Annotated in this window: 22 protein-coding genes and 1 other RNA gene; 11 read left to right on the forward strand and 12 right to left on the reverse strand. The window is 59.7% G+C overall.

What is annotated here, in order from left to right; translation table 11 throughout:
• Positions 1-60: 60 nt before the first annotated feature.
• Positions 61-729 carry a YiaD family glycine zipper/OmpA-like lipoprotein gene (locus GDN47_RS04510; protein WP_152092664.1) on the forward strand — a complete coding sequence of 223 codons (669 nt, stop codon included), beginning with the start codon at positions 61-63 and terminating at the stop codon, positions 727-729.
• A 58-nt stretch (positions 730-787) separates the two neighbouring features.
• On the opposite strand, the gene GDN47_RS04515 is transcribed toward GDN47_RS04510, so the two are convergent.
• Entirely contained in the window at positions 788-1195 is a 408-nt protein-coding gene (locus GDN47_RS04515) for a DUF2000 family protein (protein WP_113390625.1), read from the reverse strand.
• Between the two features lie 14 nt (positions 1196-1209).
• Between GDN47_RS04515 and GDN47_RS04520 the strand changes: the two genes are divergently transcribed.
• Positions 1210-2097 carry an AraC family transcriptional regulator gene (locus GDN47_RS04520; RefSeq protein WP_371865487.1) on the forward strand — a complete coding sequence of 296 codons (888 nt, stop codon included), beginning with the start codon at positions 1210-1212 and terminating at the stop codon, positions 2095-2097.
• Between the two features lie 16 nt (positions 2098-2113).
• Here GDN47_RS04520 and GDN47_RS04525 read toward each other — a convergent pair whose 3' ends face one another.
• From GDN47_RS04525 to GDN47_RS04540, 4 genes are all read right to left on the reverse strand, one after another.
• Positions 2114-2839: an amino acid ABC transporter ATP-binding protein gene (locus GDN47_RS04525; RefSeq protein ID WP_113230542.1), complete on the reverse strand. Its 726-nt coding sequence runs from the start codon at positions 2837-2839 to the stop codon at positions 2114-2116.
• A complete protein-coding gene (locus tag GDN47_RS04530) occupies positions 2817-3476 on the reverse strand; it encodes an amino acid ABC transporter permease (protein ID WP_152092666.1) in 660 nt (219 codons plus the stop codon). The genes GDN47_RS04525 and GDN47_RS04530 overlap by 23 nt, the downstream gene beginning before the upstream one ends.
• Positions 3473-4144, reverse strand: a complete 672-nt coding sequence (locus GDN47_RS04535; protein WP_152092667.1) for an amino acid ABC transporter permease — start codon at positions 4142-4144, stop codon at positions 3473-3475. Before GDN47_RS04535 ends, GDN47_RS04530 begins: the two co-directional genes overlap by 4 nt.
• A 63-nt stretch (positions 4145-4207) precedes the next feature.
• Positions 4208-4987, reverse strand: coding sequence for a transporter substrate-binding domain-containing protein (locus GDN47_RS04540; protein WP_233789766.1), 780 nt, complete (start codon positions 4985-4987; stop codon positions 4208-4210).
• Positions 4988-5332: 345 nt separating this feature from the next.
• On the opposite strand from GDN47_RS04540, the gene GDN47_RS04545 reads away from it, so the two are divergent.
• Together GDN47_RS04545 and GDN47_RS04550 are read left to right on the forward strand one after the other, a co-directional pair.
• Positions 5333-6745: an FAD-binding oxidoreductase gene (locus GDN47_RS04545; protein WP_113332948.1), complete on the forward strand. Its 1413-nt coding sequence runs from the start codon at positions 5333-5335 to the stop codon at positions 6743-6745.
• A gap of 226 nt (positions 6746-6971) precedes the next feature.
• On the forward strand, positions 6972-10682 hold the full coding sequence (locus GDN47_RS04550) for an AsmA family protein (protein ID WP_152092669.1): 3711 nt from the start codon (positions 6972-6974) through the stop codon (positions 10680-10682).
• A gap of 81 nt (positions 10683-10763) precedes the next feature.
• Here GDN47_RS04550 and GDN47_RS04555 read toward each other — a convergent pair whose 3' ends face one another.
• From GDN47_RS04555 to ssrA, 4 genes are all read right to left on the reverse strand, one after another.
• Positions 10764-10976 carry a ribbon-helix-helix domain-containing protein gene (locus tag GDN47_RS04555; RefSeq protein WP_069612828.1) on the reverse strand — a complete coding sequence of 71 codons (213 nt, stop codon included), beginning with the start codon at positions 10974-10976 and terminating at the stop codon, positions 10764-10766.
• 104 nt (positions 10977-11080) lie between these two features.
• On the reverse strand, positions 11081-11275 hold the full coding sequence (locus GDN47_RS04560; protein ID WP_113332950.1) for a DUF4169 family protein: 195 nt from the start codon (positions 11273-11275) through the stop codon (positions 11081-11083).
• 55 nt (positions 11276-11330) lie between these two features.
• The gene (locus GDN47_RS04565) at positions 11331-11843 is read right to left on the reverse strand and encodes an SspB family protein (protein WP_113333137.1); all 513 of its coding nucleotides are present in this window, start codon (positions 11841-11843) and stop codon (positions 11331-11333) included.
• 118 nt (positions 11844-11961) lie between these two features.
• Positions 11962-12332: a transfer-messenger RNA gene (gene ssrA, locus GDN47_RS04570) on the reverse strand.
• A gap of 183 nt (positions 12333-12515) precedes the next feature.
• Here ssrA and GDN47_RS04575 point away from each other — a divergent pair.
• Positions 12516-13436, forward strand: coding sequence for a thymidylate synthase (locus tag GDN47_RS04575; protein ID WP_069612493.1), 921 nt, complete (start codon positions 12516-12518; stop codon positions 13434-13436).
• A gap of 71 nt (positions 13437-13507) precedes the next feature.
• Here GDN47_RS04575 and GDN47_RS04580 read toward each other — a convergent pair whose 3' ends face one another.
• Complete coding sequence (locus GDN47_RS04580) at positions 13508-14029, reverse strand: GNAT family N-acetyltransferase (protein ID WP_152092670.1); 522 nt, start codon at positions 14027-14029, stop codon at positions 13508-13510.
• Between the two features lie 277 nt (positions 14030-14306).
• Between GDN47_RS04580 and GDN47_RS04585 the strand changes: the two genes are divergently transcribed.
• From GDN47_RS04585 to GDN47_RS04610, 6 genes are all read left to right on the forward strand, one after another.
• Positions 14307-14873, forward strand: coding sequence for a helix-turn-helix domain-containing protein (locus GDN47_RS04585; RefSeq protein ID WP_152092671.1), 567 nt, complete (start codon positions 14307-14309; stop codon positions 14871-14873).
• Between the two features lie 101 nt (positions 14874-14974).
• Complete coding sequence (locus tag GDN47_RS04590) at positions 14975-15811, forward strand: NAD(P)-dependent oxidoreductase (protein WP_152092672.1); 837 nt, start codon at positions 14975-14977, stop codon at positions 15809-15811.
• A gap of 105 nt (positions 15812-15916) precedes the next feature.
• Positions 15917-16435: a dihydrofolate reductase gene (locus tag GDN47_RS04595; protein WP_152092673.1), complete on the forward strand. Its 519-nt coding sequence runs from the start codon at positions 15917-15919 to the stop codon at positions 16433-16435.
• A 163-nt stretch (positions 16436-16598) separates the two neighbouring features.
• A complete protein-coding gene (gene hflK, locus GDN47_RS04600; RefSeq protein ID WP_113332954.1) occupies positions 16599-17723 on the forward strand; it encodes an FtsH protease activity modulator HflK in 1125 nt (374 codons plus the stop codon).
• Positions 17723-18661 carry a protease modulator HflC gene (hflC, locus tag GDN47_RS04605; protein WP_069612488.1) on the forward strand — a complete coding sequence of 313 codons (939 nt, stop codon included), beginning with the start codon at positions 17723-17725 and terminating at the stop codon, positions 18659-18661. Before hflK ends, hflC begins: the two co-directional genes overlap by 1 nt.
• A gap of 193 nt (positions 18662-18854) precedes the next feature.
• On the forward strand, positions 18855-20567 hold the full coding sequence (locus GDN47_RS04610; RefSeq protein WP_152092674.1) for a DegQ family serine endoprotease: 1713 nt from the start codon (positions 18855-18857) through the stop codon (positions 20565-20567).
• 3 nt (positions 20568-20570) lie between these two features.
• On the opposite strand, the gene GDN47_RS04615 is transcribed toward GDN47_RS04610, so the two are convergent.
• Together GDN47_RS04615 and GDN47_RS04620 are read right to left on the reverse strand one after the other, a co-directional pair.
• Positions 20571-21149: a GNAT family N-acetyltransferase gene (locus GDN47_RS04615; protein WP_152092675.1), complete on the reverse strand. Its 579-nt coding sequence runs from the start codon at positions 21147-21149 to the stop codon at positions 20571-20573.
• Positions 21146-21709 carry a GNAT family N-acetyltransferase gene (locus GDN47_RS04620; protein ID WP_113352006.1) on the reverse strand — a complete coding sequence of 188 codons (564 nt, stop codon included), beginning with the start codon at positions 21707-21709 and terminating at the stop codon, positions 21146-21148. Before GDN47_RS04620 ends, GDN47_RS04615 begins: the two co-directional genes overlap by 4 nt.
• Positions 21710-21737 lie beyond the last annotated feature (28 nt).

Consider the following 21737-nt stretch of genomic DNA (forward strand, 5'->3'; position numbering starts at 1 on the left):
ATGATATTGCCGCAATGCTTCATATCTGCTGCGGCCATCGAACCGGAGAGCGACGATTCTATGATCAAGAAAATTGCCATTCTTGCCCTTGCGGCAACCTTTTTGAACGCATGCACCACCACCGACCCCTATACGGGTGAGCAGAAGGTATCGAATACCGCAGGCGGTGCGGCGATCGGTGCCGGCGTCGGTGCCGTTGCCGGTCTTCTGATCGGTCATTCGCCGGCCTCGCGCCGCAATGCCGCGCTGATCGGCGCCGGCGTCGGTGCGCTCGCGGGTGCCGGTATCGGCAACTACATGGACCAGCAGGAGTCCGAACTGCGTGCACAGCTGCAGGGCACTGGCGTTTCGGTTACCCGCGTCGGCGACCGCATCATCCTGAACATGCCTTCGGCGATCACCTTCGATATCGACCAGGATGCGATCAAGCCGGAATTCTTCCCGACGCTCAATTCCGTCGCGATCGTTCTGCGCAAGTTCAACCGCACGCTGATCGACGTCAACGGCCATACGGATTCGACCGGCAGCCTGCAGCATAACCAGGATCTGTCCGAACGCCGCGCCGGATCGGTCGCGTCCTACCTCGGCAGCCAGGGCATCGACCAGCGTCGCATGTCGGCCATCGGCTTCGGTCCATCGCAGCCGGTCGCATCCAATGCCACCGAGGCTGGCCGCGCCCAGAACCGCCGCGTCGAGATCCAGATCGCACCGATCACGCAGAACGGCTAAGCCTTTTCAACAAAAACGGCCGGGTCTCGCGATCCGGCCGTTTTCTTTGCGCGTCCGATCACGCATGCATGCTTGCGCCCTTGGTTATCTTGTCGACGATTTTCTTGTCCGCGCGCATGGCGATACCGACGACCTTGGCATCTTCCGGCGCGAATTCGGAAAAGACGGCGCGGTTGGCCGCGTCATGGCCGGTTGAAAACATTTCCTCTATGAAGATGGAAGAGGTAACGCCTCGCTCCAGCGAGCGGCGGTGGATGGCGGCAATGCTCTCCTTGTCGGCCGAGAGCACGATGATGGGCTGGATCGACAAAGCGTTGTAGACGTTGCCGGTGCGATCGCGATAGGCTTCGCCGATGATATCGGGATGTTGTCCGGCTATGCCTGTGGATAGGAAGGCCGTTACATTCAGCTTTTGCCAGGATTGAAGGTCGTTTCGCAGAACGATCGCGATTTTGGTATCGAACATCGATGGTCACTTTCATGCAGTCTGGAAATGGGACATTGCACGAGGATGTAGCCGGACAGATCTTCGAGGGTCTTGAACGTTTGTGCGTGACACCGGAGGCCAACCGCATCCTGTCTGCACCTGCCTATCCGGGCATCGAACGCATCCAGGCGCAGTTTCGTGGCGATGCCTTCGAACTGCATCGTCACGACACCTATGCGCTTGGCGTCACCATGCGCGGCGTGCAGACATTCCGTTATCGTGGCGAACAGCGCTACAGCTTGCCCGGCCGGGTGATCATTCTTCATCCGGACGAACTGCATGATGGCGGGGCAGCGACCGAGGACGGCCTCGTGTACCGGATGCTGTATCTGGAACCATCGGTGCTGTTTCAATGCCTTGAGGCGGCGCGTGTCGGCCTGCCTTTCGTCGATGACCCCGTGGTGGAAGACAATCGTCTCGCCGGCCTGTTGCTGGCGGCGCTTGGCGAGCTCGATCGCGAGCTGGATGAGCTCTTCGTCGACGATTTCGTTTCGCGACTCACCGACGGACTTGTCCAGCACGCCCGTTTGCCGCAACGGCGCTTGGGCAGCATTGCGTGGGGGCAGGTGAAGACTGCGCGAGACTATCTCGAGGCGCATGTCACACGAGGTGTGCGCTCGCAGGAATTGGAGCGCATCACCGGTCTCGATCGCTTTGCGCTGGCGCGGCATTTCCGTGCCGCCTTTGCAACAAGCCCGCATCGGTTCCTGCTGATGCGGCGGCTGCAGCAGGCAAAGGCGATGATCGGCGCGGGAGAGCCGATCGCGGAGGTGGCCGCGGCAACCGGCTTTGCCGATCAGAGCCATCTGACCCGGCATTTCAAGAAGGCGTTCGGCATTGCTCCGGGTGCCTGGAACAGTATGGTTCAGAGAGCCGGTTAGCGGAGCCTGCCGGCTCTCAATGGATGCCGAGGAACTGCTTGAGCTCCGGCGTTTGCGGATTGGCAAAGACTTCGCCGGGCGGTCCGATTTCGTGCACGCGGCCCTGGTGCATGAAGACGACGCGCGAGCAGACGTCGCGGGCGAATTTCATCTCATGGGTCACCATCAGCAGCGTCATGCCTTCGCTTGCCAGCTCGCGCACGACGGCGAGAACTTCCGCGACCAGTTCCGGGTCCAGTGCGGAGGTGATTTCATCGCAGAGCAGCGCGATCGGCTGCATGGCAAGTGCCCTGGCGATGGCGACGCGCTGCTGCTGGCCGCCGGAGAGCTCATCCGGATAGGCGTCGAACTTGTGCCCGAGGCCGACACGGTCGAGCATGCGCCGCGCCATGGCCTCGGCTTCGGCCTTGGCGGTCTTCTTGACGACCATCTGGGACAGCATGACATTGCGTCCCGCGCTCAGGTGCGGGAAAAGATTGAATTGCTGGAAGATCATGCCGACCTTCAGTCGGAGGGCCTTCAAATGCAGATCGTCGGGCAGGAGCTGTGCGCCCGCGACGGAGATCGAGCCGTCATTGATCGTTTCCAGGCCGTTGATGCAGCGCAGCAGCGTTGACTTTCCCGAACCGCTCTTGCCGATGATGGCGATGACTTCGCCGGGCTCGACATCGAGGTTGATGCCCTTCAGGACTTCGTTGGTGCCGAAGCTCTTGCGGACTTCAGTGATTTCGATGAGCGACATTGAGCTTCCTCTCCAGGATCTGGCTGCTTTTTGACAGCGGCCAGCACAGGGCGAAATAGATGAGCGCGACAAAGCCGTAGACGGTGAACGGCTGGAAGGTCGCATTGGTGATGACGGTGCCGGCCTTCGATAGCTCGACGAAGCCGATGATGGAGGTCAGGGCCGTGCCCTTGACGACCTGCACGGAGAAGCCGACCGTCGGCGGCACGGCGATGCGCAGCGCCTGGGGCAGGATGACGTAGCACATCTGCTGCAGATAGCCCATCCCCAGACTGGCCGAAGCCTCCCATTGCCCCTTGGCAACAGCCTCGACGCAGCCGCGCCAGATTTCGGTCAGGAAGGCTGATGACCAGAGGGTGAGCGCGACGCCGGCAGCCAGCCAGGCCGGCACGTCGATCCCGAAAAGCCCGAGACCGAAGAAGGCCAGGAAGAGCTGCATCAGCAGCGGCGTGCCCTGGAACAGCTCGACAAAATATCTGACCGCGATGCGGCCTACCTTTGCCTTGCCGATCCGCAGGAACAGCAGGATCGCGCCGACGATGGCACCGCCGGCGAAGGAGACGAGCGACAGCAATATCGTCCAGCGCGCGGCCAGAAGCAGGCCCCGCAGTATATCCCATGTGGTGAATTGGATCATTGGCGGACCCTGCGTGGAAAGATCATCTTGCCCACGACCGCGAGTACCTGTCGAAGCAGGATCGCCAGCCCGAGGTAGATCGCCGTGGAGACGAAATAGGCTTCGAAGGCGCGGAAAGAACGTGACTGAATGAAGTTTGCTGCGAAGGTCAGATCTTCGGCGGCGATCTGCGAGACGACAGAGGAGCCGAGCATGACGATGACGACTTGCGACGACAGTGCCGGCCAGATGCGCTGCAGGGACGGAACGAGGACGACATGCCGAAAGGTTTCGAACCGGGTCATGGCAAGGCTGGCGCCGGCTTCGAATTGCCCGCGCGGCGTTGCCTGTATGCCGGCGCGGATGATCTCGCAGCTATAGGCGCCGAGATTGATGATCATCGCGAGATTGGCAGCCGTCATCTCGTTCATCTGCACGCCGATGCCGGGCAGGCCAAAGAAGATAAAGAAGAGCTGAATCAGAAACGGCGTATTGCGGATGAGCTCGACATAGGCAGCCACCAAGGGTTTGAGCCACCCTGGACCGAGTGCACGCGCCCAGGCGCAGGCAATTCCGAGGAGAATGCCAAGCGCAGCGCCGATAAGGGTCAGCTCCACAGTGACGAGAACGCCCTTGATCAGCGTGGGATAGTATTCGGCAAGCCAGCCGAAATCGAAATGATAGCGCATGGGAGAAAGCCCCGCTCGGACCGATCACGCCGCCGAATGACGGCACGATCGGTCCTGCGTTGATCAGAAGCCGGCCGGCAGGTCGGCGCCCAGCCATTTCTGCGACATCTTGTTCAGCGTCCCGTCCGCCTTGGCGGCGGCAACGATGTCGTTGACCTTCTTCTGCAGCGCCGGCTCGTTCTTGTTCAGGCCGATGAAGCAGGGGGAGTTGGTGATGAGGAATTTCATCTCGGGCTTCTTCGGAGGGTTCTTGGCGAGAATGGCCGCCGCGACAACGTTGCCGGTCGCAACCAGCTGGACCTGTCCGGACAAGAAGGCGGAGATGGTGCCGTTATTGTCCTCGTAGCGCTTGATCGTCGCGTCCTGCGGCGCGATCTTGGTCAATGCCAGATCCTCGATCGCGCCGCGGGTGACGCCGATCGTCTTGCCGGAAAGGTCTTCCGCCTTTGTTGCCGCGACATCGCCGGGGCCGAAGACGCCGTTGAAGAAGGGCGCGTAGGCTTCAGAGAAATCGATGACCTTTTCACGATCCGGATTCTTGCCGAGGCTTGAGATCACCAGATCGACCTTGTTCGTCTGCAGATAGGGAATGCGGTTGGCGCTGGTGACCGGAACGAGCTCCGTTTTCACGCCGAGTTTTTCGCCGATCAGATTGGCCATGTCGATGTCGTAGCCCATGGGCGCCATGTCCGTGCCGACGCTGCCGAAGGGCGGGAAGTCCTGCGGGACGGCGACGCGGAGTGTGCCGCGGGAGGCTATGTCGCTCAGAGCATCCGCCCGAGCTGCGTCAGGGGCGGAAACCGACCCCATTGCGAGCATCGCAATTCCGAGTGCCATGAGCATTTGTCTGCGCTTCATCGAATGTCCTTCCAATCGTGGCTATGTGAAAGCTGAAAGGCGATAGGCAAGACATATGCCAGTCGACGGGAGACTGCTTCGGGGTGCTACGGTAGGGATGAAAGTGAGTGCTCGATGATCGTTGAGGCGATGCTCTGATTAAAATATAGGCAAAACTCTGCCGCGATGATTTTTCCAGCCGACCGATCGCCACGCCTTTGATCAATCGCACAAAACTTGAACTTATACGCGATAGCAGCTCGCTTTCATCACTGGACAGCGCCGCCCCAATTGCCCCATAGAACCGGAAGGGGTTAACGTCCTTGATGATCGCGATGGGAGATTCAGATTATGGTTTTGGCTGATGCAAAGGCGGGAACACGCAACGAGGCCGGCATATCCGCCGTTCTCGGTATTCTGAAGCAGGCCTTTGGCGAGCGTTTCCAGACCGGCGAAAGTTTTCGCGCCCAGCACGCCCACACGACCACCTATATCCCATCGCAGCTACCGGATGGCGTGGTCTTTGCCGAAACGAGCGAGGATGTGCGGACTGTTGTCAAGGCATGTGCCGAACATAAGGTTCCGGTCATTCCTTTTGGCACTGGATCTTCGCTGGAGGGACAGGTGAATGCGCCGCAGGGCGGCATTTCCATCGATTTCAGCCGCATGAACCGCATTCTCGAAGTCAATGCCGAGGATCTGGATTGCACGGTCGAGCCCGGCGTCACCCGCGAGCAGCTTAATACCTACTTGCGCGACACCGGCTTATTCTTTCCGATCGATCCCGGCGCCAATGCCTCGATCGGCGGCATGGCATCGACGCGCGCGTCGGGCACCAATGCCGTGCGCTATGGTACGATGAAGGACAATGTTCTGTCCGTGACCGTAGTGACCGCCAATGGCGAGGAAATCCGCACCGCCCGACGCGCCAAGAAATCATCCGCCGGTTACGATCTGACGCGGCTTTTCGTCGGCGCCGAAGGCACGCTCGGCGTGCTGACCTCGATCACGCTGCGCCTTCAGGGCATTCCGCAGAAGATCGCCGGCGGCGCCTGCGCTTTTCCGGATATCAAGGCTGCGTGCGATGCGGTCATCATGACCATCCAGATGGGTGTTCCGGTCGCGCGCATCGAACTGCTCGATGCCATGCAGATGCGGGCCTGCAATCGCTATTCTGGTCTGACCTATGACGAGAAGCCGACGCTCTTCCTCGAATTTCATGGCACCGACGAAACTGTTGCGCTGCAGTCGGCGCAATTTGCCGAGATCGCGGCTGAATGCGGTGGCGGCGAATTCCTTTGGACAAGCAACGCCGAGGAGCGCAACAAGCTCTGGAAGGCTCGCCATGACGCCTATTGGGCTTGCCGCGCGCTGGCGCCGGAACTGGCTGCGCTATCGACAGATGTCTGCGTGCCGATCTCGCGGCTTGCCGAATGCGTCGCAGAAACCCAGGCCGATATCGAGGCGCACGGCCTGCTGGCACCGATCGTCGGCCATGCCGGCGACGGCAATTTCCATGTGCTCGTCTTGTTCGACGACAAGACGCCGGAGGGTATCGCCGTTGTCGAGGAATTCGTCGCACGCCTCAACGCGCGTGCGCTTGCCATGGATGGCACCTGCACGGGCGAGCACGGCATAGGGCAGGGGAAGATGGCGTTTCTGGAGCAGGAACTCGGCGATGCGGTCGATCTGATGCGTCAGATCAAGGAGTCGCTCGATCCGGATGCCATTTTCAATCCAGGGAAGATATTCCGCAGGCACTGAAAGATGGAATATTTTCATGATCTTGGCTTGCTACGGCCGCGAATGGCGCTAGGCTGCATCCGCACTTTTCCGGTTTTTGCCATGAAAAGCCACCGATATGCGCTAGATGGGGCATATCTCCCGAAAAGAGCTGCTGTAACAGGCGGAGATCGGGTAGAACCATGCATATGCGCTCTGACAAGCGACGCCTGCATGTGTTGGGAATGAAGATTGGAGACGATACGCGTTGTTAGGTAGGGTCCTGGTTTTTCTGGGTGGATTGCTCGTGGTGGTGCTGTTCGTGGCGCTGCTCGCTCCGCTCTTCATAGACTGGACCGATTTTCGCAAGAACTTCGAGGATCAGGCGAGCCGCATCATCGGCAAGAAGGTGACCGTTCACGGCACGGTCGATGCCCGCCTTCTGCCGTTTCCGTCGGTAACGCTGCACGATGTCCGTGTCGGCCAGGAGGCTGATGGCACACCGCTGGTGCAGGTGGCTGAATTCTCAATGGATGCGGAACTTGCGCCTTTCCTTTCCGGTGAAGCGTTGATCTTTGATATGCGGGTGTCCAAGCCCAAGGTACGGCTGCGGCTGCTGAAGGATGGTACGCTTGACTGGATGCGCGGCAGCCAGCCGGAAATTCCCGCAAAGTCCGTCGTGCTCGAAAGCGTTCATGTCGAAGACGGCGATATTCTCTTCATTGACGAGCAGACGGGCAGGACCCGGCATGTCACCGGCCTGAACGCCCAGATGTCGGCCAGATCGCTTGCCGGCCCCTGGCGTATCGAGGGCGATGCGGCACTTGACAACGAGCATGGCAATTTCACGGTTTCCAGCAGCCAGCCTGATGACAACGGCGTCCTGCGTGTCCGCACCCGGCTGATGCCGGATCGCCATCCGCTGAACGTCGATCTCGACGGCGAATTGAAACTCGTCAACAGCAAACCCGATTACATGGGCTCCTTCACCGCCGGGATCAACGATAAGCAGACGCGCGATTCCGCCGACCAGAAGGCGCAGCCCCGCATCAAGGGCCGTTTCGAGCTGACGAATGACCGCATTCGCGTTCCCGAATACCGTCTCGAAGTCGGCGCCGATGACGATCCCTATGTCGTCACCGGCGAGGCGACGCTGGATACGGGGTCCAAGCCGGAATTCCTGCTGACGGCCGACGGCCAGCAGATCGACGTCAATCGTCTCGGCAACAATAAGGGCACCAACGGCAAGACCAATCGCAACCCTGCAATCTCGGCGCGTCAGCGCCTCAACACTCTGATTGCGATCGCGGCTGAAATCCCGGTGCCGCAGGTCCCCGGCAAGGCGACCTTCCGCCTGCCGGCGATCGTCGCGGGCGACACGACCATACGCGACGTGCAGCTCGATCTCGAACCGGCGGGAACGGGATGGAAGATCGATCATGCGATCGGCACGATGCCCGGTCGCACGCAGGTCGAAGCGCGCGGCAATCTGATGCTGATGGGCGAGCCGAATTTCATCGGCAATCTGGTCGTTGCGTCCAACCAGCCGTCGGGATTGGCCTCGTGGCTTGTAGGGTCCGTCGACCCGGCGATACGCCAGCTGCGTCAGGCCGGCTTCTCCGCCGATGTCAGCCTGAAGCATGACGAACAGCGCTTCGAAAATCTTGAGATTGCAATCGGTTCGGCCACGCTGAAAGGCCGGATCGATCGTCAGAGCGGGACAGACAAGGCCCCGCCAAAGCTTGCGGTCGACCTGATCGGCGATGCCCTCGACCTAGACGCACTGAGGGCGCTGACGGGGCTCTTCACAGGTCAGGATACGGGGGAATCCCTCTTCGATCATCGGATCACGGCGCATCTCCAGGCCGGAAAATTCATGGCATTCGGCGTGCCGGCGGAGAATGTTGATACGTCCTTCTCCATTGCCAACGGCGCTCTGACGATCGATAAGCTCTCGGTGCACAATGTCGCCGGCGCCGAAATTACCGCAACCGGCCGCGCCGACGGCTCGCCTTCCGACTACAAGGGATCGGGCGAGATCACCTTCAAGGCTGCCGATCCCGGGCCGTTCTTTGAAATGCTGCGCCAGCATTTGCCGCATCATCCCGTCATGGACCGGTTGGTGCGCAATGCCGCATGGTATGGAAACACTGCTCTTCGCGGGGCGGTGACGCTCGGCGGGGATCAGGACAATGCGCTGACGGTGACGCTTGCCGGCGTTTCCAACGGTAGCCGCGTCAATTTCGATTATCGCATGTCCGATCTTTCGGCGTTCACGGGCAAGGGCACCACGACGCTCGAGGGAACGCTCGAAAATTCGGTGACGTCGATCCTGTTCGGCCAGGCGGGTCTCGATCCATTGCCTGTCGAAGCCGATGCCAACGGTCGTCTGACGCTGAAAGTGTCCGCAAGCGGCACCGATCCGGCGGATGCCGCACTCACCTTTGCGACCGACAAGACATCGTTTACCGCAAACGGCAAGGTGGATGTCCGTCCCGCCACCTTCCTCAATGGCAACATAACGCTGTCGCTCGAAAGTGCTGATATCGATCCTTATTTCGTGATGAACGGCATCGGTGTTCCACAGATGGGTGCCGGCTTGCCGGTGAAGTTCCAGGCCAATGCCGCACTGAACCCGGACAAGATCGTGTTTTCGGACATGAAAGGGTTGTTCGCCGACAACAACATGTCCGGCACGCTGACCGTTGATCGGAAGGCGCCGAATCTCAAGGCGTCGGGCGAATTGTCGCTCGACAAGGCGGATCTCGACTGGCTGGCGGAAGCCATCTACGGGCCGATAAGCGATCCGAAAACAGGCACTCTGAACCAGGATAAACTTGGGCTGCCTGCCTTCACCGGAATGGATATCGGCGTCAAGCTTTCCGCAAAGCAGGTATGGCCCGGCATATTCGGTCCCATTTCGAATTTCGCCGCCAATGCGACCTACAAGGGCGAAGAATTGCGGCTTAACGATCTGACGGGTGGCTGGAACGGCGGCACGCTGACCGGCAGCGCAATGTTCGCCAATTCCGACGGTACTGGCCTGCTGCAGACGAAGCTTAGCCTGGCCAACGGCGATCTCGCCGCTGTCGTCTGGCAGCGTGATGGTGCGCCGCTTGCCACCGGTCGCTTCGGCCTTGCGATGAATGCCGAAGCGAGCGGCAAGAGCATTGCCGACCTTGCGGCCAATGCCAGCGGTTCGGGTGAAATGAAGCTCGGCGAGACGCATGTGCGTGGCCTCAATCTCTCCGTCATGCCGCCGCTCCTCTCGGCGACGGATCAGATTCAGGGTGATATCACTGCCGCCAAGGTGCTGCCGATCGTGCAGACGCTGCTCAATAATGGCGAAGCGGTCCTTCCGGCGACGAGCATTCCTTTCAACGTTTCCGCCGGTGTGATGCGGGCGACCAATATTGCCGCCGGCAACGATCTGGCAAAGCTTTCGGGCAATGCCGAAATCAGTCTGCCGGATGAGCGTATGCGCGGCTCTCTCGGCATCGATTTCAACGCCGGCTCAGAAGCCCAGAGCGGGGCGGAACCGGCCTTGCGCCTCGATTTCGCCGGCCCACTGGCCTCGCCGGGCCGGACAATGGACGTGACGGATGTGACCAGCTTCCTGTCGGTTCGGGCATTCGAGCGCGAACGCCGGCGTGTCGAGCGCCTGCAGGCCAATGTGCTTGAAAAGCAGAGGCTGCGGCGTGAGGTGGCGCTGTACAAGTATGTTGCAGGCGTGCGCGAGGCTCAGCGCCAGCGCGATGCCGCTATCGAGCAGCAGCGTCGTGCAGAAGAAGAACGGTTACGCAATTTAGCCCAGCAAGCGGCCACCCAGAAGCAGGCGGAGGAAGAGGCGCGCGCCAGGCAGGCGGCGGAGGAAGCGGCCAAGGCCAAGGCGGCGGCCGAAGCGCGAGCGAAGGCCGAAGCGCAGCATGCGCCGGCGGGACCTCTGAATTTCAATGAACTGCCGGGAGTTGCCCAGTAAACAGGGCGGTTGTGGATCGATCCACATCTGGTAGGCGAGGCGCAGTGCTCACGATATCGTCGTGAACTCCTCTGCAGCCATTCAGTTGCGATCCTTCAGCCATCTGAGGACATAGAGGCGAAGTGCCGAGGAGAGATTGCTGCCGGCTTCGCGCCCGTCGTCGATCTCGGAGATCAGTGCTGCGAGCGACATGCCGCGCGCGCTGGCGATAGCCTTCAGTTCTGTCCAGAAGGCATCTTCAAGGGAAAAGCTTGTGCGATGGCCATGCAGCGTCGCGGAATGTTTGCGGATCATCGGCGGATCGATCAAAAATCGGAAATGGCGGGATATTTCTGAAAGTGATTCAAAATGCGGAAGTAAGCAACTGATTTCTGAAGTTTTTTATCTCGGGGTCTAAACTAGTCTTCGGTCTTCTTGGTTTCGATTCGCCCGGCCTCGTGCGTCTTCTCGGCCTTTTCGTTAAGCGCCGACGTCAGCTTCTTCTCGGCCTTGGTTCGCCCGAAGGCGATGCGGTTCTGCTCCGCTTGCTTTTCCTTGTCCGAGCGGGCCTGCTTTTTGCGAAACTGGCGCAGATTGACGATTTCGGCGCTCATCGATCTCTTCCGTTACCGATACGAAAAAGGGAAGCGAATGCTTCCCCTCCAATGCCTACTGCTTCTTGCGGAATGCGTCGAGGGAGACGACCGATCCCGGCTTCTTTTCTTCGCCTTCCTTGGCTGCCGCCGCCGGCGCTTCCTCGCCTTCGGCCGGTACCGGATAGGCCGTAATCTCGCTGGAGGAGGTTTCCTCTTCCTCGTCAGCCAGCGGCACGTCGAACTCCAGCTCGAAATTCACCGATGGGTCATAGAAGCCGCGGATTGCGTTGAAGGGGACGACCAGTTTTTCCGGAACGTCAGAGAAGGAAAGGCCGATCTCGAATTGGCTTTCGCTGATCTTCAGGTCCCAGAACTGGTGCTGGATGACGATGGTCATCTGCTCGGGATACTTCGCCTTCAGGTGCTGCGAAATGCGCACACCCGGAGCGCCGGTCAGAAAAGTGATGAAGAAGTGGTGATCACCGGGCAGGCGGCCTGTAGCGGCGACCTCGGTCAGCACCTTGCGGATCACTCCACGCAGGGCGTCCTGTGCCAAAATGTCGTAGCGGATATGATCCTGCCCCATGCTTTCCTGTCTTTCGTTGGCCATGTTTTTTATAGGCTTATGCCACGCTGAACGCCGCCGGAAAAGCCCTATGCGCGAGTCACCGCCTGTCGATCTATAATATAGCACTGGAGAAGAAGGTGAAGGCTTCTGTTGCCAGGTGCCTTCGAACCCCGCCTAAGAGTGCGACCCCTTAGGACTTTATTTGAAGTGTCACACCGCGATTAAGCAGCGAGACGAGCTTCCGCATAGTTGTCGTTTGCAACTACAATTTTAGCCCGATAACGGCGGTACAATGCCGAGCGAAAAGTCGATCTTTACACCCTTGTCGATCCTGTTTCGCCCCCATCAAAAGCCGGTCTGACGCCAGTCTTGCCGGCCGGTTTTTGGTGGAGGCGCCGGGTACCGCCCCCGGGTCCAATAGGTTTATTACACCGCTCATTTATCGCCATAGCCGGCCCGAAGACCGGCAAAGCTGATATAGTGTTTTCCGCCGGCGAAGGGAAGGGCAATTGTCATAATTACGTCGCGGAAACATCGGTTTGTCCGCGAAGCTCAGAGATTTACCTGAATTACGTTTCCCTGCGGTTGGTTTCACAGCGGCTTGTCATTAAAATTGCGAAAAAGGAATCGGCGGGCTGCCGTTCGGGCAAGCCTTACGGCTGGAAATTTCAAGCGATTTCGGAGCAGAAGATGGCTCGTCACCCAGAGTATCAATATCTCGACCTGATGGCGCACCTGCTCGAGCACGGCGATCGCCGGATCGATCGCACCGGCGTCGGCACCTTGAGCGGCCTCGGCGCGATGATGCGATTCGATCTTTCGAAAGGGCAGATCCCGATCTTCACGACGAAACGCGTCTACTGGAAGCTCGCCGTCAAGGAGATGCTCTGGTTCCTGACCGGCGACACCAATATCCGCAATCTGCTGAAGGAAAATGTGCGGATCTGGACCGACTGGCCGCTCGCCAAATATCGCAAGGCCACGGGCGAAGAGATCGATCAGGTTGCTTTTGAAAAGCGTATCCTTGAGGACGAGGCCTTTGCTCTGCAATGGGGCGATCTCGGCCCGGTCTATGGTAAGCAGTGGCGGCAATGGCGCGATGCCGAAGGCCGGGTGCATGACCAGCTCGCCGCTGTTATCAAGGATCTCAAGACCAATCCCAGCAGCCGCCGCATGATCTTCCACGCCTGGAATGTCGGCGAACTTGCCGATATGGCGCTGCATCCTTGCCACATGGTCTATCAGTTCCACGTATCAAACATCTCGGCTGAAGGGGGCAAGCGCCCGCGTCTCAGCCTGATGGTCTTCCAGCGTTCGTGCGATTTGTTCCTCGGCAATCCCTTCAACATCTGCCAGCAGGCGGTTTTGCTCGCCATGGTCGCGCAGCAGGTCGATATGGACATGGGCGAGCTGGTCTGGTCAGGTGGCGATGTTCACCTCTATCTCAATCATCTGGATGCGATCCGCGAGCAGCTCAGCCGTGAGCCGAAGCCATTCCCGACCTTGCGCCTGCTGCGCCATCCGGACAGCATCGATGATTATCGTATTGAGGATTTCGAGGTTCTCGGATATGAGCCGCACGCGGCGATCGCGGCTGAAGTCGCGGTTTAGGCGTTTCGGCCGGCAACGCCGGCGCGAATGAGTTTTGCCACCGTGATCGGCATGATCCCCATGCTCTCAGCTTATGGTTTGGGATCGGGATCGACGCGTTCGTCCAGCAAGAGCTGCAGGAAGGCGAGATCCAACCACCGCCCGAACTTCGTGCCGACCTGCGGGAGGAGGCCGACCTGCTGGAAGCCGAGTTTTTCGTGCAGCCGAATGGAGGCGACGTTGCCGGCCTCGATGCCTGCGACCATCGCATGTTTGCCGATCGCCCGGGCACGCTCGATCAGCTCCATCATCAGCGCCTTGCCGATGCCGCCGCGATATTGATCGTTGCGCACGTAGACTGAATGCTCGACGGTGTGCCGATAGCCGTCAAAGGCGCGCCAGTCGCCGAAGGAGGCATAGCCGACTACTTCCCCATGCTCATCGATCGCCACCAGCACGGGGTAACCGAGTTTATGCCGATCCTGCAGCCATTGTTTGCGATTGGCGATATCAACCTGCGTCTCGTTCCAGATCGCGGCGGTATTGACGACGGCGTCGTTATAGATTGCGGTTATTCCCGCGAGATCTTCGTCTCTCGCATCGCGAATTTGCATCGGCGGCTCCGTAGGGCATCCATTAAATCGGATAGATGTCTTTGTTACTCTATCCTGTCATACATCGATTTCCATATCTGTCTATTATATTATTACAAATATCAGGCGGATAAAAAGCGCCGGGTCGGCTCGCGATGAATGCCGGAATTCTCAAGGTTACGCGGCTTTGAGGAATGTTCGACTGTTCTTCCGTGCTATGAAGGCTCGTATGAGGTCAGGTTTCGGATGTGCAGGGCGCTAATTGTCAGCTCTGTGGAAGTCCACTATATTAAAACGCATGCCTCACCTTGATGATATCGACAGGCGCATAGGCGCACGCATTCGCATCGAACGGGAAAGCCGCGGCTGGTCGCTGACGGAGCTGGCGGACCGCTCTACCGTATCCCGTGCTATGATCCATAAGATCGAGCGCGGCGAAAGCAGCCCGACGGCGACGTTGCTCGGCAAGCTTTCCGGTGCCTTCAGCCTGAGCATGTCGACCCTGATGGCGCGTGCGGAGATGCAGCAAGGCCGGTTTCTCCGGAAGGAAGAGCAGCCCGTCTGGGTCGATCCGCAGACGGGTTATGAGCGCCGGCACGTTTCCCCGAAGTCGAACCTGCCGCTCGATCTCGTCCGCATCGAATTACCCGCAGGCGCGGAGGTTCCGATGCCCGCATCGGCTTATGCCTTCATGCGGCAGCTTATCTGGGTGCTGGAGGGACAGCTGATCTTTCTCGAAGGAGATGCGAAGCACTCGATGTCGGTGGGCGATTGCCTTGAGCTCGGTCCGCCGACGGACTGCATCTTCAAAAATGAAAGCGGAGAGCCCTGCATCTATGCCGTCCTCGTGCTTCGTAACGCCTAAGGGGCAGCGCTAAACTTAGCGTTACCACAAGGCATTATGCTCGTCCGGCCGGACGATAGGCGATATGCTGCCGTCTTCCTCGATCGGAGAAGGAGTTGGCCGTGGAGATCGCAGTCATCGGAGCTGGCGCAATGGGAAGTGCCATTGGCCGGCGTTTGGTCGAAAACGGGGCGAGGGTGCTCACCTATCTCGAAGGACGTTCGGCTTCGACCATCGAGCGGGCGAAAGCAGCCGGCATGCAACCGGTCGATCTGGCCGAGGTTGCCGCGTCGCGTCTCATTCTTTCTATCGTTCCGCCTGCTGAAGCAGTGGCCGTCGCCAGACACATTGCCGGCGAGCTTCGGCGGAGCGGAAGCAAGACCACGTACATGGACTGCAACGCCATCTCGCCGAAGACCATGGCGGAGGTTGCGGCGATCTTTGGCGGCGATTGTGGCGTAGTTCTCGACGGCTCCATCATCGGCGGTCCGCCGAAACCGGGCCAGAAGGGACCGAAACTCTATGTAAGTGGCGATACAGCGAACGACAGCGGCGTGCTTGCGGATCATGGGCTTCAGGTCCGCCGCATCGATGGGGCAATCGGCGCGGCCTCGGCATTGAAGATGTGCTACGCCGGCATCAACAAGGGTGTGACGGGCCTTGGCACGGCCATGCTGCTTGCGGCGATCCGTTCGGGTGCCGATGCCGCCCTGAAACGCGAACTTCAGGAAAGCTTGCCAGATCTCGATGCGAAATTCGTCCACGGCATTCCGGATATGTATCCGAAAGCCTATCGCTGGGTCGCGGAGATGGAGGAGATTTCCGAATTCCTCGGCGAGGACGATCCAGCTGCGTTGATATTCAAAGGTATGGCCGGGCTCTATCGGAGGATGGCCAATGATCGAGAAGGCGGGGGCGTTTTGGCCGACCAACTCGATAAATTGAATAGTGGCGCCTGATACCGGGCCGTGGCAGGTGCGTTCCATCTGCCGTTGCGGCCATGATGATATAAAGTCGTCGGACCGACTCGCATTGGCGTCGGTGAGGCAGACTGAGGGAGACGCATGACCCAGCCGATCAAAACCATCGTCGTTGCCGTATCGCGCAACGGCATCATCGGGCGCGAAGGCGATATGCCCTGGCGGCTGTCATCCGATCTCAAGCGCTTCAAGGCGATGACGCTCGGCAAACCCGTAATCATGGGTCGCAAGACGTTCCAGTCGATCGGCAAGCCGCTGCCGGGCCGGCCGAATGTCGTCATTACCCGGGATACCGATTTTGTGGTCGAGGGAATAATGGTGGCGCACTCGCTCGATGAAGCGATCTCGGTTGCGTCGCATCTGGCGAATGAGAGCAATGTCGACGAAATCTGTATCCTCGGCGGTGGCGAAATCTATCGGCAGGCGATCGGTCTGGCAGACCGGCTGCTGATCACCCATGTCGAGGCGGACATAGAGGGCGACACCTCCTTTCCAAAGATCGATCCCGGCATCTGGCAGGCGGACAGCGAGCTTGCCGTTCCGGCTGGAGAAAAGGACACTTATCCGACGCGTTTCGTTCGCTATTTCAGACGAAAAGCATAAGAGCTGCCCCCAAAAAGCAAATATTTTCCAATGAATCCGACGAACTTCCTGAAGTCGCGTTGAAAGCAGGTGCTTCGATACCTATAACGGGAAACAATCGCTGCCACCCGCGAATTTCGTGGGCGTGGCGCGATATCGGGAGTCAACAAACAAAGAGGTTTTGATGCCTTGGAGCAATCAGAATGGCGGCGGCGGTGGCCCATGGGGCGGCGGTGGCGGCGGAAATAATCAGGGACCTTGGGGGCAGGGACCGAACCGGCCGCGAGGCAGCGGCAGCGGCGGGCCACCGGACCTTGAGGATATTATTCGCCGCGGCCAGGACCGATTGAAAGGTTTCGTACCTGGTGGCTTCAATGCAGGCGTCGTTCTCATCATCATTGCAGTGATTGCCGTTTTCTGGCTGATCCAGTGCATCTATACCGTGCAGCCGGACGAACGTGGCGTTGAGCTGCGCTTCGGCAAGCCGCGCGAGGAAGTCTCCATGCCCGGCCTGCATTTCCATTTCTGGCCGATGGACCGCATCGAATTCGTGAAGGTCACCGAACAGCAGCGCAATATCGGCGGCCGCTCCTCGGCCGGTTCGAATGCTGGTCTGATGCTGACGGGCGATCAGAACATCGTCAACGTGCAGTTCTCGATCCTCTATACTGTGACCAACCCGCAATCCTACCTGTTCAATCTCGAGACCCCCGACGAGACTTTGCAGCAGGTTGCGGAGAGCGCTATGCGTGAGGTCGTTGGCCGCCGTCCGGCTCAGGACATCTATCGCGACAAGCGTCAGGAAATCGCGACCGAGGTCAGAAGCATCATCCAGGATACAATGGATCGCTACGGCTCCGGTATCTCCATCAACGCTGTTCCGATCGAGGATGTCTCGCCGCCGCGCGAAGTAGCCGATGCATTCGAAGAAGTGCAGCGTGCGGAGCAGAACGAAGACCAGCAGGTGGAAGAGGCCAATCAATACGCCAACCAGAAGCTCGGTCAGGCCCGCGGTCGCGCGGCTCAGATCCGCGAAGAAGCGGCTGCCTACAAGGACCGTATCGTGAAGGAAGCGCAGGGCGAGGCGCAGCGCTTCATCTCGATCTACGACGAATACGTCAAGGCGCCCGAAGTCACGCGCAAGCGTCTGTTCCTGGAAACCATGGAGTCCGTCATCGGCAATTCCAACAGCATCATCATCGACGACAAGCAGGGCGTCGTGCCTTACCTGCCGCTGAACGAAGTCGGCAAGCAGTCCACGACGCCGGCGGGCAAGCCCGCTGCTGCAACTCAGCCGGAGGCCAAATAATGACATCCAGCCGTTTGCCAGCCATTCTTATCGCGCTCGCGGTAGTGCTGCTGCTTATTTATTCGTCGGTGTTCGTGGTCAACGCGCGTGAACAGGCGATCGTCCTGCGCTTCGGCCAGATTCGTGACGTGAAGACGGAGCCCGGCATCTACTTCAAGCTGCCTTTCGCCTTCATGGATGCCGATCGCGTCCAGTATGTGCAACTGCAGGAACTCCGCTTCGATCTGGACAACATCCGTGTCCAGGTCTCCGGCGGCAAGTTCTACGAAGTCGATGCCTTCGTGGTCTACAAGATCATGGATGCGCGCAAGTTCCGCGAGACCGTCTCGGGTGATCGCGATGCGGCTGAATCGCGCCTCAGGACCCGCCTCGACGCTGCTCTGCGCCGTGTCTATGGTCTGCGCGGTTTCGAGGCGGCGCTTTCCAATGAACGAGCCGCGATGATGACGGAAGTGCGCAACGATCTGCATCGCGATGCGGAATCACTCGGCCTCAACATCGAGGACGTCCGTATTCGTCGCACGGACCTGTCTCAGGAAGTGTCGCAGAACACTTACGACCGTATGAAGGCCGAGCGTCTGGCGGAAGCCGAGTTGATCCGCGCGCGCGGTAACGAAGAGGGCCAGCGCCGCCGGGCGGTTGCTGACCGTCAGGTCGTCGAGATCGTTGCCGATGCGCAGAAGGATTCGGAAGTGCTGCGTGGTGAAGGCGAAGCTGAGCGCAACGCCATCTTCGCGGATGCCTCGAAGCGCGATCCGAACTTCTACGAGTTCTATCGCTCGATGGCTGCCTACAACAAGGCGCTTGCCTCCGGCGGCAAGACGCTCGTGCTGCCGCCGAACCAGTCGGACTTCTTCAAATATTTCGACAGTCCTGCCGGTTCCGCGCCTAATTCGGGCGCGCCGGCACTCGCCAATCCGACGCCGCCTGCGAACTGAGGCGTCATACACTGAAACGAAAGGGCTGCCTCAGGGCGGCCCTTTTCTTTATGACGGATTGCATCACCTTTCGCCTACAAGCATCGGCGGCGAGGAGCTTCGGGGATTTCTCAAAAAGGTGATTTCACGCTTCATCATTCCGCCTTATGTTGATGCTTATACAAGTTTTCCCCTATCTTGATGAGGATGCCTGATGGCTTCGACCAATCGCCTGCCTTTCAGCCGTTCGTTTGCCTTGCTCGCAAGCATCGCATTGATTGCCGGCCCCGTTGCGGGCGTCACCGAACAGGCTTATGCGCAGACGCAGAACAGCGGTGCAGCCGCAGGTGCCCAGCCGCCGGCCGCGACCAACAATCAGACGCCGCCGGCAGCATCTCCAACGGTCACGACGAACCCGGCCATGACTGCCGGTCCGGCATCGGTTGCGGATCTGGCTTCCGGATTGCTCGATGCGGTCGTCAATATTTCCACGTCGCAGAAGGTCAAGGATGAGGGGAATGGGCCGGCGACCCCGAAGGTGCCGGACAATTCGCCCTATCAGGATGAGTTCAACGATTTCTTCAATAACAAGAAAGACGACGACAGCAACCGCAAGGTGAGCTCACTCGGCTCCGGCTTCGTCATCGATCCCTCAGGCTATATCGTCACCAACAATCACGTCATCGAAGGGGCCGACGATATCGAGGCGATCTTTCCGAACGGCACGAAGCTGAAGGCCAAGCTGATCGGAACGGATACGAAGACTGACCTTTCGGTCCTCAAGGTCGAGCCGAAGCACCCGCTCACGGCGGTCAAATTCGGCGATTCCTCCAAGATGCGGATCGGCGACTGGGTGATGGCAATCGGCAATCCCTTCGGCCTCGGCGGCTCGGTGACCGTCGGCATCGTCTCGGCGCGTGGCCGCAACATCAACGCCGGCCCCTACGACAATTTCATTCAGACGGATGCGGCGATCAACAAAGGCAATTCCGGCGGTCCGCTCTTCAACATGAAGGGCGAGGTGATCGGCATCAACACCGCCATCATCTCCCCGAGCGGCGGCTCGATCGGTATCGGCTTTGCCGTCCCGTCCGAACTGGCTGAGGGCGTCGTCAATCAGCTCCGTGACTTCGGCGAGACGCGCCGCGGCTGGCTCGGCGTGCGCATCCAACCGGTCACGGACGATGTCGCCAATAGTCTCGGTCTTTCAGAAGCCAAGGGAGCCCTTGTGGCTGGTGTCATCAAGGGCGGCCCTGTCGATAACGGCTCGATCAAGGCGGGCGATGTCATCCTGAAGTTCGACGGCAAGGATGTGGACGAGATGCGCGATTTGCCGCGTGTTGTCGCCGAAAGCCCCGTCGGTAAGGAAGTCGATGTCGTCGTCTATCGCGATGGCAAGCAGCAAACCATCAAGGTGACGCTCGGTCGGCTGGAGGACAGCGATCAGGCGGCAGCGGCAAGCGCTGACAAGAACAAGAAGCCGCAGCTTGCGCCTGACGATAAGGGCAACAGTGACGGCGTCATCAATCCCGACCAGGGAGACGATGGTGACGACGACGGTATGGATGGACAGGATCAGGGCGGCGACCCGCAGCAATCACCGCAGGCTCAGCCGCCAGTTCAGGCGACCTCGAATATTCTCGGAATGAAGCTCTCGACGCTGACTGCCGAAAACCGCAAGAGCTTCGGCATCGCCGACAGTGTCGATGGCGTCGTCATCACCGAAGTGGCGCCAGGTTCGGCAGCCGCGGAGAAGGGGCTGAAGCCCGGCGATGTCGTCGTCGAGGTCGCGCAGGAATTCGTCCAGACTCCGAGTGCCGCCTCGGAGAAAGTGGCCTCACTGAAGCGGGAAGGCCGCCGCAATGCGCAGATGATGATTGCGTCTCCGAACGGTGACTTGCGCTTTATCGCCGTCGCGCTGGAGTAGAATTCAGCTCCCGGTCTGCATCGCCTGTTGCGCCCGCCACTTTGCGGCGCTCAGGCGGTAGACAGCATGACGCTTCAGGTGCGGATGCGTCTCCGGAATTTGCGGATGGTCGAAATCGCAGGCCGGATCTGGATGCATGCCGATCTTGCGCATTACCGCGAGGACGCGGCTGTTGTCATGGACGGCAACCGACAGGATCTCGCGGAGATTCAGGACGGTGAAAGCATGACGCACAAGAGCTATACCGGCCTCGGTTGCGTAGCTCTTTCCCCAATGGCGCGCTGATATCCGCCAGCCGATTTCCACGGCATCCCTCGGTAAATGCGGTTCAAGCTGCACTCTCGACAGGCTGCAGAAACCGACTGCCGTGCCATCACCCTTCAAGACCGTGGTGAGAAGCTCGAAGCCGGGTTCCGGCGTTACGTTCCGGATCATGGAAAAGATGGTGTCGGCATCTTCGCGGCTGCGGGCAAAGGGGAAGAATTCGAGGACGGCTGGGTCCGAGCTGAGTTCATAAAACAACCCGCGATCCTCTTCCGCGCAGGGGCGCAGGATCAGCCGAGCCGTTTCGATCGGGGTCATTGCCGGGAGCGCCACTGAGCTGCCGTCAGTCGGTAGAGGACGTGGCGCTGCAGATGTGGATGGGTATCGGGCACATTGGGATGGTTGAAATCGCCGCCCTCGACGCGATGCATGCCGATCCGCTCCATGACAGCCGTCGACCTGACATTGTTATGCACGGCGAAGGAAACGATCTCGTCGAGGCCGCGCGTTTCGAAGCCGTGGGCAAGAAGCGCCCGCGCCGCCTCGCTGACCAATCCCTTGCCCCAGTGCCGCGCCACCAGCCGCCAGCCGATCTCGACGGTTCCGATCGCGACGAACGGTTCCAGATGATCGGTGCGCACCAGTCCGCAATAACCGATTGCCTCGCCGCTGGCTTTGAGCTCCAGCACATAGAGACCGAGCCCGGTTTCCGCGATCATCGACTGGACGCGATCGAAGAAGGCGTCCGCTTCCGCGCGATTGCGGCGAAACGGGAAGAATTCCATGACCGCCTCGTCGGAATTGATCTCCAAGGCCAGGTCGCGATCCCCTTCGCGCCAATTGCGAATGATGAGGCGTTCGGTTTCGGTAATGATCATCTGCGGTCCCCGAGCTCGGCGATTTGCG

Source organism: Martinezella dioscoreae (assembly GCF_009176305.1).
GTDB lineage: Bacteria > Pseudomonadota > Alphaproteobacteria > Rhizobiales > Rhizobiaceae > Rhizobium > Rhizobium dioscoreae.

Bases quoted from the DNA above. Each gene is read 5' to 3' on its own strand.
- GDN47_RS04535 (WP_152092667.1), bottom strand. From the start codon at position 4,144: ATGCGCTATCATTTCGATTTCGGCTGGCTTGCCGAATACTATCCCACG.
- GDN47_RS04610 (WP_152092674.1), top strand. From the start codon at position 18,855: ATGGCTTCGACCAATCGCCTGCCTTTCAGCCGTTCGTTTGCCTTGCTC.
- hflC (WP_069612488.1), top strand. From the start codon at position 17,723: ATGACATCCAGCCGTTTGCCAGCCATTCTTATCGCGCTCGCGGTAGTG.
- GDN47_RS04545 (WP_113332948.1), top strand. From the start codon at position 5,333: ATGGTTTTGGCTGATGCAAAGGCGGGAACACGCAACGAGGCCGGCATA.
- GDN47_RS04515 (WP_113390625.1), bottom strand. From the start codon at position 1,195: ATGTTCGATACCAAAATCGCGATCGTTCTGCGAAACGACCTTCAATCC.
- GDN47_RS04510 (WP_152092664.1), top strand. From the start codon at position 61: ATGATCAAGAAAATTGCCATTCTTGCCCTTGCGGCAACCTTTTTGAAC.
- GDN47_RS04520 (WP_371865487.1), top strand. From the start codon at position 1,210: ATGCAGTCTGGAAATGGGACATTGCACGAGGATGTAGCCGGACAGATC.
- GDN47_RS04585 (WP_152092671.1), top strand. From the start codon at position 14,307: ATGCCTCACCTTGATGATATCGACAGGCGCATAGGCGCACGCATTCGC.
- GDN47_RS04540 (WP_233789766.1), bottom strand. From the start codon at position 4,987: ATGCTCATGGCACTCGGAATTGCGATGCTCGCAATGGGGTCGGTTTCC.
- GDN47_RS04620 (WP_113352006.1), bottom strand. From the start codon at position 21,709: ATGATCATTACCGAAACCGAACGCCTCATCATTCGCAATTGGCGCGAA.
- GDN47_RS04615 (WP_152092675.1), bottom strand. From the start codon at position 21,149: ATGACCCCGATCGAAACGGCTCGGCTGATCCTGCGCCCCTGCGCGGAA.
- GDN47_RS04560 (WP_113332950.1), bottom strand. From the start codon at position 11,275: ATGAGCGCCGAAATCGTCAATCTGCGCCAGTTTCGCAAAAAGCAGGCC.
- hflK (WP_113332954.1), top strand. From the start codon at position 16,599: ATGCCTTGGAGCAATCAGAATGGCGGCGGCGGTGGCCCATGGGGCGGC.
- GDN47_RS04575 (WP_069612493.1), top strand. From the start codon at position 12,516: ATGGCTCGTCACCCAGAGTATCAATATCTCGACCTGATGGCGCACCTG.
- GDN47_RS04530 (WP_152092666.1), bottom strand. From the start codon at position 3,476: ATGATCCAATTCACCACATGGGATATACTGCGGGGCCTGCTTCTGGCC.
- GDN47_RS04580 (WP_152092670.1), bottom strand. From the start codon at position 14,029: ATGCAAATTCGCGATGCGAGAGACGAAGATCTCGCGGGAATAACCGCA.
- GDN47_RS04555 (WP_069612828.1), bottom strand. From the start codon at position 10,976: ATGATCCGCAAACATTCCGCGACGCTGCATGGCCATCGCACAAGCTTT.
- GDN47_RS04595 (WP_152092673.1), top strand. From the start codon at position 15,917: ATGACCCAGCCGATCAAAACCATCGTCGTTGCCGTATCGCGCAACGGC.
- GDN47_RS04565 (WP_113333137.1), bottom strand. From the start codon at position 11,843: ATGGGGCAGGATCATATCCGCTACGACATTTTGGCACAGGACGCCCTG.
- GDN47_RS04525 (WP_113230542.1), bottom strand. From the start codon at position 2,839: ATGTCGCTCATCGAAATCACTGAAGTCCGCAAGAGCTTCGGCACCAAC.